The organism is Pseudoclavibacter sp. RFBI5, assembly GCF_002931395.1.
In the GTDB taxonomy this organism is placed as follows: Bacteria; Actinomycetota; Actinomycetes; order Actinomycetales; family Microbacteriaceae; genus Pseudoclavibacter.
Window position 1 is genome coordinate 947,343 of sequence record NZ_PSYA01000010.1, and the last position, 12,215, is coordinate 959,557.

The 12,215-nt window shown below is 67.9% G+C and carries 14 protein-coding genes and 1 other RNA gene; 5 read left to right on the forward strand and 10 right to left on the reverse strand.

Features of this window, described 5'->3' with window-relative positions:
• Positions 1–3: 3 nt before the first annotated feature.
• Positions 4–819, forward strand: a complete 816-nt coding sequence (locus C5E06_RS11335; protein WP_104306912.1) for an inositol monophosphatase family protein — start codon at positions 4–6, stop codon at positions 817–819.
• A 28-nt stretch (positions 820–847) separates the two neighbouring features.
• Here the strand turns inward: C5E06_RS11335 and C5E06_RS11340 are convergent, their stop codons facing one another.
• Positions 848–2,401 carry an MFS transporter gene (locus C5E06_RS11340; RefSeq protein ID WP_104306913.1) on the reverse strand — a complete coding sequence of 518 codons (1,554 nt, stop codon included), beginning with the start codon at positions 2,399–2,401 and terminating at the stop codon, positions 848–850.
• Positions 2,402–2,560: 159 nt separating this feature from the next.
• Between C5E06_RS11340 and C5E06_RS11345 the strand changes: the two genes are divergently transcribed.
• From C5E06_RS11345 to C5E06_RS11355, 3 genes are all read left to right on the forward strand, one after another.
• Entirely contained in the window at positions 2,561–3,136 is a 576-nt protein-coding gene (locus C5E06_RS11345) for a septum formation family protein (RefSeq protein WP_104306914.1), read from the forward strand.
• Positions 3,137–3,145: 9 nt separating this feature from the next.
• Complete coding sequence (locus C5E06_RS11350; protein ID WP_146081371.1) at positions 3,146–3,589, forward strand: septum formation family protein; 444 nt, start codon at positions 3,146–3,148, stop codon at positions 3,587–3,589.
• Between the two features lie 150 nt (positions 3,590–3,739).
• Positions 3,740–4,384 (forward strand): DNA-3-methyladenine glycosylase I, encoded by a 645-nt coding sequence (locus C5E06_RS11355; RefSeq protein ID WP_104306916.1) that lies wholly within the window; start codon positions 3,740–3,742, stop codon positions 4,382–4,384.
• 82 nt (positions 4,385–4,466) lie between these two features.
• Here the strand turns inward: C5E06_RS11355 and ssrA are convergent.
• Positions 4,467–4,835: a transfer-messenger RNA gene (gene ssrA / locus C5E06_RS11360) on the reverse strand.
• A 171-nt stretch (positions 4,836–5,006) separates the two neighbouring features.
• Here ssrA and C5E06_RS11370 point away from each other — a divergent pair.
• Positions 5,007–7,061: a hypothetical protein gene (locus C5E06_RS11370; RefSeq protein ID WP_146081372.1), complete on the forward strand. Its 2,055-nt coding sequence runs from the start codon at positions 5,007–5,009 to the stop codon at positions 7,059–7,061.
• Positions 7,062–7,153: 92 nt separating this feature from the next.
• Here C5E06_RS11370 and smpB read toward each other — a convergent pair whose 3' ends face one another.
• The 8 genes from smpB to C5E06_RS19330 form a co-directional block, all read right to left on the reverse strand.
• Positions 7,154–7,630 carry an SsrA-binding protein SmpB gene (gene smpB, locus C5E06_RS11375; RefSeq protein WP_104241539.1) on the reverse strand — a complete coding sequence of 159 codons (477 nt, stop codon included), beginning with the start codon at positions 7,628–7,630 and terminating at the stop codon, positions 7,154–7,156.
• A 91-nt stretch (positions 7,631–7,721) separates the two neighbouring features.
• Positions 7,722–8,633 carry a permease-like cell division protein FtsX gene (ftsX, locus tag C5E06_RS11380; protein ID WP_104241540.1) on the reverse strand — a complete coding sequence of 304 codons (912 nt, stop codon included), beginning with the start codon at positions 8,631–8,633 and terminating at the stop codon, positions 7,722–7,724.
• The gene (gene ftsE / locus C5E06_RS11385) at positions 8,630–9,472 is read right to left on the reverse strand and encodes a cell division ATP-binding protein FtsE (RefSeq protein ID WP_104241541.1); all 843 of its coding nucleotides are present in this window, start codon (positions 9,470–9,472) and stop codon (positions 8,630–8,632) included. The genes ftsX and ftsE overlap by 4 nt, the downstream gene beginning before the upstream one ends.
• Positions 9,473–9,555: 83 nt before the next feature.
• Positions 9,556–10,671: a peptide chain release factor 2 gene (prfB, locus tag C5E06_RS11390; protein WP_104241542.1), complete on the reverse strand. Its 1,116-nt coding sequence runs from the start codon at positions 10,669–10,671 to the stop codon at positions 9,556–9,558.
• 54 nt (positions 10,672–10,725) lie between these two features.
• On the reverse strand, positions 10,726–11,184 hold the full coding sequence (locus tag C5E06_RS11395) for a hypothetical protein (protein WP_104306919.1): 459 nt from the start codon (positions 11,182–11,184) through the stop codon (positions 10,726–10,728).
• A gap of 5 nt (positions 11,185–11,189) precedes the next feature.
• Complete coding sequence (locus tag C5E06_RS11400) at positions 11,190–11,648, reverse strand: hypothetical protein (protein WP_104306920.1); 459 nt, start codon at positions 11,646–11,648, stop codon at positions 11,190–11,192.
• Positions 11,617–12,000, reverse strand: a complete 384-nt coding sequence (locus tag C5E06_RS11405) for a TadE/TadG family type IV pilus assembly protein (protein ID WP_104306921.1) — start codon at positions 11,998–12,000, stop codon at positions 11,617–11,619. Before C5E06_RS11405 ends, C5E06_RS11400 begins: the two co-directional genes overlap by 32 nt.
• A 22-nt stretch (positions 12,001–12,022) precedes the next feature.
• Positions 12,023–12,199, reverse strand: a complete 177-nt coding sequence (locus C5E06_RS19330; protein WP_181062958.1) for a hypothetical protein — start codon at positions 12,197–12,199, stop codon at positions 12,023–12,025.
• Positions 12,200–12,215: the final 16 nt, after the last annotated feature.

Consider the following 12,215-nt stretch of genomic DNA (forward strand, 5'->3'; position numbering starts at 1 on the left):
CTGGTGGCCACCGAACTCCTGCATCCGCTCTCCTCCGACCTTCGCCTCGCGAGAGAGCTCGCCGACATCGCCGACGCGATCTCGATGAAGCATTTCAACTCGCGCTCGCTCGGGGTGTACGAGAAAGAGGACCGCACGCCGGTGACGGATGCGGACCGCGCTGTCGAGCAGGCGCTGCGCTCGCGTCTCGCGGAGACACGTCCAAGCGACGCCATCCTGGGCGAGGAGTACGGCTCGCACGGCACCTCCCGCCGACAGTGGATCATCGATCCGATCGACGGCACGGCGAACTTCATGCGCGGCATCCCGATCTGGGCGACGCTCATCTCCCTCGTCATCGATGGCGTCCCCGAGGTGGGCGTCGTCTCGGCACCTGGCCTCAACCGCCGGTGGTGGGGCGCGACAGGCCAGGGCGCGTATCTCGATGACGACCTCAGCGACAGCGACGTCGCGACGGACCGGCGCATCCAGGTGAGCGCCGTCGACGAGCTCGAACGCGCCTCCGTCAGCTACAACAGCCTCAAGGGCTGGGACGAAGCGGGGCGTTCAGCGCAGCTGCTGGAGTTCAGCCGTGCCGTGTGGCGCACGCGCGCGGTCGGCGAGGTCTGGTCGTACATGCTGGTCGCCGAAGGCGCGATGGAGGTCGCCGGCGAGTTCGATCTCCAGCCGTACGACATGGCCGCGATCGTGCCGATCGTCGTGGAAGCCGGCGGCACGTTCACGAGCATGGATGGCGAGGAGGGGCCGTGGCATGGGAGCGCCCTCGCCACGAACGGGCTCCTGCACGAGCAGGCGCTCAAGGCGCTCGCCGCGCGCTGACCTCAGCCCGGGGCCCGGCCCGCGCGGGTCACTCCCCCGCTGGCTGGGCGCGCTGGCGTCTGCGGTGGCCGGCGAGGTCGACGATGGCGACCACGAGCGTGATGCAGGACAGCCCGATGACGACGATGAGCCCGCCCGCGACGGACGCCTTGTACGCCTCCTGGACCACGGGCGAGCTCGTGTCCGGGCCCGTTCCCGCGACCTGCAGTGCCGCGACGCCAGCGAAGAAGACGGAGCTGCCGATCGCGAGTCCCATCGCGTTCCCGAGGCGCTGACCGACCTGTGCGAACGAGCCTGCGATGCCGGCCTGCTCGACGGGAACGTGCAGCAGCATCCGCATCTGGTTCGCCCCCATGACGAGCCCCGCCCCCGCTCCGGAGATGATGAGGGCGGCGCTCACCAGGTATGGCGAGAGCTCCGGCTCCGCCAGTTGGGTGACGACGAGCACTACCGCGTACCCCACCGCGAAGAGGGCGACGCCGACAGCGACGAGCGTCGCCCCGTGGTGGAACGTCCACCTGCCCGACACCGCGGCGACCACGGCGGATGTGAGGGCGTATGGCACCGAGACTGCGCCGACCAGCACGGCCGGATGTCCGAGTCCCTGCTGGAGGAACAGCGTGACGAGCAGGAAGCCGACCGGCATGGCCGCGAAGAAGAGCGTCGTGATGAGCACCCCGTGCCGGTACGAGGGCGTGCGGAAGAGCGCGAAGTCGACGACGGGGGTCTTGCCGAGACGGAGATAGCGCCGTTCCCAGAGGATGAAGCCGACGAAGAGTGCGACCGCCGGTGCGATCAGCCACCACCGAGCGGGGTCGTCGGTGTCGCGTCCCGAGGTGAGGACGAAGGGCAGCATCGTCGTGAGCACGGCCAGGCCCAGGAGGGCGACGCCGAAGAGGTCGAGAGTCTGACCTCGGGCGACCTCCTGCTTCGAGGGCAGGAGACGCCAGGCGAAGGGGAGCACGATGAGCGCGAGCGGGACGTTCATCGCGAAGGTCCAGCGCCAGCCCGCCTCTTCCCCGAGGAGGCCGATGAGCAGCCCGCCGATGGTCGGCCCGAACGCCGTGCCGAGGCCCACGATGGCGCCGAAGATGCCGAAGGCCCTGCCTCGCTCCTGCCCCGTGAAGAGCTGCTGGATGAGTCCGAGCACCTGGGGCATGAGGATGCCGGCCGCGAATCCCTGCAGGATGCGCCCGCCGATGAGCATCTCCGTCGTGACGCTCAGCGCGCACACGAGCGAGGCGAGTCCGAAGGCGACGAGGCCGATGAGGAACAGGCGCTTGCGGTTCCAGAGGTCGCCGAGCCTGCCCGAGGGGACGAGGAGGATGCCGAACGCGAGGACGTAGCCGGCCACGATGAGCTGCACGTCGGACGAGGCCGCCCCGAGGGTGTGCTCGATCGGCCCGAGGGTCACGTTGACCTTGGCGAGGTCCAGGATCGTGAGGACCGCGACCGCCGCGCACACGGCGAAGGCCGGCCAGCGCGATGCTTCCTGCGTGGATGGCGACGACGCGGACGACGGTGAGGTCGCATCGAGCTGTTCGTCTGACCGCTGCTTGGGGGAAGTCGCTTCTCGTGGCATATGGAGCACATGCTACGCCGCTCTCCGGAACCGCACGGGCCGCTTCGCCGGTCCGAGCCTCAGTGGTGATCTTCGGGAATGCGGCAATAGACTGGTCCAGTCGCGACTCCGGGAGCGGCATGGAGCTCTGGACCACGTACACCCCCACGAGGAGCAACGATGCGAACCGCCGCCGTACGAAGCGCCGCAGGCGCGTCCCTTGGGCTCAGCGCCCTCCTCCTGCTCAGCGGATGCACGCTGGTCACGACCCTCGCGGGTGGCGGCTCGGACCCGGTGGTGACGACGTCGTCCACCACAGAGGCGACGGAGTCGTCGACGACCACGCCGACGGAGAGCGAGACCGCCACGCCAACGCCGACGGCGGTCGCAGGGACGATGACCGGCATCGAAGATCTTCAGGTGGGCGACTGCTTCGACCTCGAGTCCGGCGCCGACGACGCCGAGCTGTTCCCGAACTGCGACTCGCTGCACACCTTCGAGGCGTACCACACGGAAGACATGCAGGGTGGTGCTGACTTCCCGGGCGATGCCGCGGTGGATACGGCGCTCCAGGACATCTGTTCGGCCGCCTTCACCGGCTTCATCGGCGCCGAGCCCTTCCTGACGAGCTGGAACTACACCGGCATCGTGCCGAGCGCGGAGTCGTGGGGTGGCGGCGACCGCGAGGTCCTCTGCATCGTGACTCCCGTGGACGGCCAGCCGACGGCTGGCACTGCAGCGGGCTCAGCCAGCTAGCCTGGGAGCGTGGCTCACCGACTCCCCGCAACGCTCCTGACCGCGCTCCTCGCGGGAGCCGCGCTGACGGCCTGCACGGCTTCGCCAGATGCTCCCCGGATGGTGCCGATCACGGAGCTGTCTGCCGGTGACTGCTTCTCGTCGAATGCGGCGCAGACGGTCGCTACGATCGCTGGGTCCTGCGACACCCCGCATCTCTACCAGGTGCTGTCCATCACGCCCTCAGAGCTGGGCGAGGACTTCCCCGGCGAGGAGGCTCTGACGGCCGAGGCTGACGCACGGTGCGCCGCAGACTTCGCCGGGCTCGGCTCCGATGCCACGGCGGGGCTCACCGCCCTGCACCTCGTGCCGAGCGAGGCGAGCTGGGCCGAGGGAGACCGCGACCTCGCCTGTCTGGTCGCGAGCAGCGACGGCGAGGAGCTGACCGGCTCGCAGGTGCCAGCGGGGAGCTAGCTCCTCCGCTCGGTTGGCTGTGGACAAGCGCGGCTGGGTGTCGGAGGCTCCGGGTACCGTTCTCGACACAGCAGGTTCTCGATCAGTGCCGTTCGCGTCCGTCCCGGTTCGCGGAGATTGCAGGATTCCGCGTCCGGAGAGGAAAGACCCATGCCAGCATCCACCCAGCCGTCCGCAGTGCTCCCCTCGGCGAGTGCCTCGACAGAGCTCGTGATCGGCGAAGATGGGCTGGCCCGCCCGCCCTGGGCGAGCCAGGATCAGCTGCTGATGGACTACTACGACACGGAGTGGGGCATGCCGATCGTTGACGAGCGAGGCGTGTTCGAACGGCTCTGCCTGGAGATCTTCCAATCCGGGCTCTCGTGGCGACTCATCCTGCAGCGTCGTCCCCTTCTCCGCGCCGCGTTCAGCGGCTTCGACGTGGATGCCGTCGCCGAGTTCGGTGACGACGACCTCGAGCGGCTGATGCTCGACGCGGGTGTCATCCGCAACCGTCTGAAGATCTCGTCGATCATCAAGAACGCGCGCGCGACGATCGTCCTTCGCGAGAGCGAACCGTTGCACGAGCTGGTCTGGAGCGCGAAGCCGCAGGTGACGCCGAGGCCCACGACCGTTGCCGAGGTCCCGAGCAGCAGCGAGGAGTCGAGGTGGCTGACGAAGCAGCTCAAAGCGCGCGGCTTCAGCTTCGTCGGACCGACCAACCTCTTCGCGCTCATGGAAGCCATCGGCGTCGTGGACACGCACCTGGTCGGCAGCCACAGGCGAGGCAGCTCCGGGGTGTGGCCGGAGAGCTGAGCAGCGTCACCCGCAGAGACAACAGTGCCCCGGCTGCCGAGTCGATGACCTGGCAGTCGGGGCGTTGCTCATGACGTGGGTTTCGTGGAGATGGGGGGAATCGAACCCCCGTCCACAACTACGAAACCGCGGCTTCTCCGGGTGCAGTCTGTCTACTGTTCTACTTGGCTCCGATCATGGGGACAGACACCTTGATCGACGAGCCCAGTTCCAGTGCAAGTCCCGTGGTGCCCTGAAACACAACACCACAGCAAGTTCCCTTAATGACGCCAGCTACCGGAGCGGGAACACCCCCGGGCTGACGGACTATCGGACTCGCTTAAGCAGCGAGGGCGAAGTCGGTGCGCTTAGCGTTAGCACCTATGTTTTGCGAGGGGCGTTTACGAGATAACCCCGCATCCTCGACCCGCTTCACGCCGATTCACCAGTCATGTCGAAACCGATCATCCCCGTGAGCCGAGTCTCCTCGGCGGCGTTCCACGTCATGAGCACTGTTGAGTTGCAGCTGCCAGAAGAACTGGCAGCTCCTAAACATACGTCAAGTCGGCCGAGAAATCTACGCCCTCGGCTGCTCAGGGCAAGCCTGAAGGCGATTCCCGGGAGGACCAGTAACCTGAACCCCATGAGCGGCAATGACTTTGAAGGATTCGGGCGCCCGAATTGGCAGAAGCCCGAGAACGGCGACGAACACGCCCCGGAGTCTGGGGGCGAGTCTCAGGAGACGCATGCGGGTGAACCACCGCAGCAGGACCTGCCAGAGGTGACCGAGCAGTCCGGGAACACCGACGCGGCGTCCGGGCACGAAGGTTTCGGCGCGCACTTCGGCCGTCCCTCGGAGCCGCAGCCCGACACGCCTGCCCCGGATGCGACCGGGTACGAGGCCCCCGCGGCCCCCACCTGGTCGCAGTCCCCCGAGCAGGACGTGCCGTCTGCACCCGTGACCCCCGTCGCGGACTCCTCGCACGAAGAGACGGCACCGCCCGAGCAGAACAGCACCGAAGTCCTCGGCTTCAGCGAGGGGAACCAGACGGCGGTTCTCGGACGCGGCGACAGCAACCAGACGGAGATCCTGGACTCAGGAGCGCCTGCCGCACCGAGCTGGGACCAGTCCCCCGCCCAGGACCAGGGTGCTTGGAACGACCAGGGCGCAGCGGCTCCCGGCGCAGCGTGGGACCAGCAGGCGTCAGCTCCCGCCTGGGGGCAGTCTGCCCCAGAGGCGCAGGACGCACCGACGACGCAGACACCAGCCTGGAACGCCCCCGCCGGCCAGGACGGCCAGGGGCAGGGCCCGGGTCAGGGCGGCTTCGACGCCCCGGCGTACGGCGACCAGAACCTCCCGCCCGCCTACGGTGGCGGGAATGAGGCACCGGCCTACGGCTCCACCGCGTCGGCCGCGGCAGCGCCCGCCTTCGGCGCGGCCTACGGCGCACAGCAGCAGGCCGGCGCGTGGAACGGCACGCCGGACAACCAGACCCCAGCCCCCTACGCGCCGGGTCAAGCACCCGGCCAGGCAGTCGGCGCGCCGGCGTTCGGCGACAACGGAGGCGGCGGCTTCCAGGGCGGCGGCCCCGGTGGCCCGAACGACTTCGGCAACGGCGCTCAGCGGAAGAAGCCCTGGTTCCGGAAGCCAGCCATCCTCATTCCGGCGATCATCGGAGTCGTCGTCCTCGTGGGCGCGGCCGTGGCGATCCCCGTGACCATCCACAACAACAACGTGAACCGCGGCGACGAGCTGGCGGCGGCGTTCCAGACCGATCTCGACGCGCACTACGCCGACTGGACGACCGAGAACCTCGACCTCGCCTCGAACGTCACGATCTCCGCATCGCTCGGCGAGAACACCGACTTCTTCTCGCAGTCCGCGGCGCAGATGTCCGACTTCTCGACCCGCTGCGGAAACGTGGCGACAGCCGAGACGACCATCACCGACCTCGCGAGCTCGACCGTGCCCGCGCTCACGGTTGAAGAGGGCGCAGACGCCTCCGAGGCGTACAAGGAGGCGCAGACCGAGAGCGATGGGCTGAGTGAGCGACGCGACATCGTCGCGAACTTCGCCGACACGGCCAGTGCCGACGTCGCCGCCCTGCAGCAGTTCTGCGAGGCGTTCCCGAAGTACAACTCGATCTACAACACGTTCGGAACGCAGCTCGCGGCACTGTCCAGCACGGTCTTCACCATCCCGGACGGCCAGAACATCGACCTCGGGAACAACCTGTACTACCCGTGCAACGTGTCGACGGGCTGCCCCGACTACAGCGACCCGAACATCGGCACCAAGATCGCCGATTCCATCAAGTCGACCTACGTCGACTTCTACCGCGGGATCGCCGACCTAGCCGCGTCCGACTGCTTCCTCGACGAGCTCAGCGACGTGTGCACGAGCTACAGCACCGAATTCGGCAAGGCAGCGGATGCGGCGCAGGCGGCTTCCGACTCGTACCGCTCGGAGACGCTCAGCCTGACCGTCGGCGCAGTGCCCTTCGCGAACTCGGCACCGCTGTTCACAGCGATGTTCGACTCGTTCGACGCGGCGGATGCGGCCGTGCAGACGGCATGGTGGAGTGCTGACCCTTCCTCGAACGGGCAGAGCGATCGGGGCTGGCAGTCTCGCAGCCTGAAGACGCTCCTCTCGGCGCACGAGAGCTCGATCGCGACGCTCGTCGAGAGCGTGCGCTGACCTCCTGAAGCGCGGACAGCGATGCGGCCCCCGATCCAGTGGATCGGGGGCCGCATCGCTGTTGCCGCTTGTCGTTCGAGGACCGCCGGGGGTCACTCCCCCATGTACTTGCGGGAGGCTACGGCCCTGTCGGCCTCGCGCTTGTCCTGACGCTCGCGGAGGGCGTGGCGCTTGTCGAACTCGCGCTTGCCCTTGGCGACGGCGAGTTCGACCTTGGCCCGGCCGTTCAGGAAGTACAGCGTGAGCGGGACGAGCGTGTACCCGCCCTCCTTGGTCTTCATCGCGAGCTTGCGGATCTGCTCCTTGTGCAGCAGGAGCTTGCGCTTGCGGCGCGGGGCGTGGTTGTTCCAGGTGCCCTCGAGGTACTCGGGGATGTGCACGGCGTCGAGCCACGCCTCACCGCGGTCGATGTACGCGTATCCATCGACGAGGGAAGCGCGCCCCTGACGCAGCGACTTCACCTCGGTCCCGTTGAGCACGATGCCCGCTTCGAGGGTGTCCTCGATCAGATAGTCGTGCCTGGCTCGACGGTTCGTCGCGACAGGCTTTGTCCCTTGCTCCTTTGGCATGGCCTCTTCCTCTCTCGACGGCAGACGATGGACAGCCCGCTATCTTACGACACGGGCTGTCCATCGGTCTACTCTGCGGGTTTCGTGCGGGTCAGACCTTGAGGTACTTGTTGATCGCGATGCGCGCCGATGCCCAGGCGAGCAGCACGCTCACCACGAGCAGCACGGGGAGCGCGAGCAGCGCCTCCGGGACTCCGATGAGGGAGACGAAGGGCAGCTGGCGTCCAAGGTAGCCCTGCACGAAGAAGTGGGCGATGGCGAGCGTCGCCCCCGACGCGAGGACTGCGCCGATGAGGGCGGCCACGATTCCCTCGAGGATGAACGGCGCCTGGATGTAGCGGTTCGAGGCGCCGACGAGACGCATGATGCCGATCTCGCGTCGGCGGCTGATGGCGGAGAGGCGGATCGTGGTTGCGATGAGCAGGGCGGCCGCGACGAGCATGACGACGGCGATGCCGATGGCGGAGAGGCTCGCGACGTTGAGCAGCTCGAAGATGCTCTCGAGGTACTGCCGCTGGTCGGTGACCGCTTCGACTCCGTCGTAACCCTCGAGCTGCTGGATGATGATGTCCGCCTGGTCGGGGTCGGTCAGCGTGATGAGGAAGCTCTCGGAGAGGTACTCGGGCTCGACGAAGGAGACGATCGGGTCGCCGGCGAACTGCTGCTGGAAGTTCGCGTAGGCCTGGTCCTGGTCCTCGAAGACGTACTCGTTGATGTACGGCGTGAGGACGGCACCCTGGAGGGCCGCTTCGACGGCCTCGCGCTGCGACTCGCTGGCCTGCCCACCGGCGCAGTTGGGGGCGCTCGAGACGGAGGAGCACAGGTCGACCGAGACCTGGGCGCGGTCGTACCAGAACGACTTCATGCTGCTGATCTGCTGCTGCATGAGGATTCCGGCGCCGACGAACGTCAGGGAGACGAAGGTGACGAGCACGACGGAGATGACCATGCTCGAGTTGCGGCGCAGTCCCTGCCACATCTCGGCGAATACGCGGCCGATCATTTGACGTCTCCAGTGTTCTTCGTGGTCGGTTGGCCGGCGACGCGCGAGGCGATCGAGTCGGCGATGGATGTGGGTGCCTGAGATTCGACTGCGGCTTCGTCGTCCTGCTCCAGCTGGTTGGCGGCTGCCGTCTCGGCTTCGGTGAGGGGGACGATCCCGGGCTGATAGACGCCGTCTGACTCGTCGCGCATGATGATGCCGCCGTCGAGCTCGATGACGCGCCTGCGTTCCTCGTCGACGATGGACACGTCGTGGGTGGCCATGACGACGGTCGTGCCGTTGGCGTTGATGCGCGCGAGGAGGCGCATGATGCCGCGGCTCGTGACGGGGTCGAGGTTTCCGGTCGGCTCGTCCGCGAGGAGGATGTCCGGCTTGTTGACGACCGCGCGCGCGATCGCGACTCGCTGCTGTTCACCGCCGGAGAGCTCGTGCGGGAACCGGTTGGCCTTGTCGCCGAGGCCGACGGTCTTGAGGACGTCGGGGACCGCCTTCGCGACGTGCCCACGCGACTTGCCGAGCGCTTCGAGCGCGTAGGCGACGTTCTCGAAGACGGTCTTCCCTGCGAGGAGGCGGAAGTCCTGGAACACCATGCCGATGCTGCGCCGGTAGTACGGCACCTTGCGGTTGGAGATGCGACGCAGGTCCTGGCCGAGCACGTGCACCTGGCCTCGGCTGGGTGCGTCTTCTCGGAGGATGAGGCGGAGGACGCTGGACTTGCCGGAGCCCGAGGGGCCGACGAGGAACACGAACTCGCCGCGCAGCACCTCGAAGGTGATGTCGTCGAGTGCGGGGGCGGCGGTGCCAGGGTAGACCTTGGCGACGTTATCGAATCTGATCATGGCGCTAACAGGGTAGGCACCGGACTGGCGTCAGCCCGGCGCGACATGCAGAAGTGGTCAGACGCGATGGTCGGCGACCCGAGCTAGGCGGCGTCGGCCTCTCCGCGCTTGCGCCAGCGGATGCCGGCGGCGATGAAGGCGTCGATGTCGCCGTCGAAGACCTTGTCGGTGTTGCCGGTCTCGTGCTGGCTGCGGAGGTCCTTCACCATCTTGTAGGGGGCGAGGACGTATGACCGCATCTGGTCGCCCCAGCTCGCGGTGATGTTGCCGGCGAGCTCCTTCTTCTGTGCGTTCTCCTCCTCGCGGCGGAGCAGGAGGAGGCGCGACTGGAGCACGCGGAGCGCGGCGGCGCGGTTCTGGATCTGGCTCTTCTCGTTCTGGCAGCTCACGACGATGCCGGTCGGCAGGTGCGTGATGCGGACGGCGGAGTCGGTCGTGTTGACGGACTGGCCACCGGGGCCGGACGAGCGGAACACATCCACGCGCATGTCGTTGTCCGGGATTTCGATCGACTCGGTCTGCTCGATGAGCGGCACCACCTCGACGGCGGCGAAGCTCGTCTCTCTGCTGCCTGCGGAGTTGAAGGGGCTCATGCGCACGAGGCGATGCGTGCCGGCTTCGACCGAGAGCGTGCCGAAGGCGTACGGGCTGTCGATCTCGATGGTGGCCGACTTGATGCCCGCCTGCTCTGCGTAGCTCGTGTCGAGGACGGAGACCTTGTAGCTGTGCTGCTCCGCCCAGCGGAGGTACATGCGAAGGAGCATCTCTGCGAAGTCGGAGGCGTCGACGCCGCCGGCGCCGGCGCGGATGGTGATGACGGCCGGGCGGGGGTCGAACTCGCCGTCGAGGAGGGTCTGGACCTCGAGGTTGCCGATGACCTTGGTGATCGACTTGAGCTCGGCTCGGGCTTCCTCGGCCGTGTCCTCGTCTTCCATCTCGACGGCCATCTGCGCGAGCACTTCGAGGTCATCGAGGCGCTGCTCGATCTCGTCGAGACGCTTGAGGTCCGACTGGGCGTGGCTGAGGGCGGAGGTGACCTTCTGCGCGTTGTCCGTGTCGTTCCAGAGGTCGGGGACGGACGCTTCGGCCTCGAGCTCCACCACCTTCGCGCGGAGCTTGTCGGGGTTGAGCACGGCGCTGATGTCTCCGAAGGTGCTGCGCAGGGCAGTGATCTCCGAGGCGAGGTCAAGGTTGATCATGATCCCCCAAGACTAGCCGTCAGGGCTGGGCGGTGCTGTCCGGCGCGCATCGTGTCAGCTCAGCACGACTCTTGCGTCGCTGGAGACGGTGATCCGAATTCCTGTCGGGAGGAGCGCGTGGGCGAGGGGTGGCGACCATGCGCCGGTGATGACGACGTGCGCGGTGACACCGTCGGGTGCAGTCGCGGAGTCCAGCGTGATGCTGTCGGCGCGCGCCGCGGAGAGATCGTCGAGGGTCGCGAGGGCGCGGTCTTCCACGCGGGTCTGGCTGAGGACCGGTTGGAGTTCCCCGTCGCTGAAGACCACGTCGGCGGCGGAGAAGCTCTCGGATGCGGAGAGCGCGACGGCGTCGGCGATCGTGAGGAGGCGCTTGCGCTCGATGGACAGCGAGGTGGCCGCGACGAGCACGTAGGCGGCGGTGAGTCCGATCATGAGGAAGACGAGGATGAGCGGGAGCACGCTGCCGCGCTCCCCGCGCGTCCAGCGCAGGCCCGCTCGTGCTCGCGCGCGCATCCCGATCACGTGGACAGGCCGAAGCGCGTGACGGCGAACGAGGAGGTTGCGCTCGTGGGGACCGAGATCGGCGTCGCCGCGTCGGTGAGGCTGGATGCGAACGGCAGTGGCACGTCGATCGTGACGGTGACCGTGAGCACCGAGCCGGCGGCGGTGCAGCTGGGGTCCGGGCCGTGGCACTCCACCGTCTGCTCGACGAGCTTCGCGTCGAATCCGTGGTCGGCGGTCGCAAGTGCGATCGTGGCCTGGGCAAGGGCCTGGGTGTCGGCTGCGGCGGGGTCCGCTGCGAGCAGTCTCGCCGCGTTGCGTGCCGCAGACTCGGCGGCGATGCTCGCACCCTGGAGCGAGGACAGCGTCAGCATGAGGTAGGCGAGCGGCACGATGAGCAACGTGCCGAGCGTCAGGAATTCGAGGGAGGCTGAGCCCCGATCGTCACTCAGTCTCGAGCGTCTCGGTCGGCGCATGTCCGGTCACCTCCAGCGCGTCGGGGAGGCCGATCAGGCCGATCAGCGGCAGTGGTGCGCGCACGGTGACCGCGATGGTCGGTGATTCGTCGGTCTCGGTTGCCGTGGCCGTCACGTCCTGGGCGTAGCCGGCACCGATGGCGACCGTGATGAGGTCTGCCGCTCGGGTCTCCCCCGCTTCGAGGCCGCCTCCGAAGAGCCCGGCGTGCCTCGCGCCTTCCCCCGCGGCGTCGAGGAGCGTCGTGCGAACGTGCAGGGCGAAGCCGACCTGCAGGACGGTGAGCGTGAGGAGGAGGAGCATCGCCGACACCATGACCCATTCGGCGACTGCCGAACCGGTCTCGTCGCGCATCACACCGCGCGGGTGGGGGCGGCTAGTTGAAGTCACTGACGCGGGTGATGGCGTTCTGGAAGACGTCGACGAGGAGGTCGCCGGCGACGGTCCAGAGGAGGATCACCAAACCCGCAGACATGATCGTGATGAGGACCCAGCCGGGGACGTCTCCGCGTTCGGAGCTGGCTCGGGTTCGGAGTGCGTGCAGGAACTGCATGGTGTGCCTTTCGGGT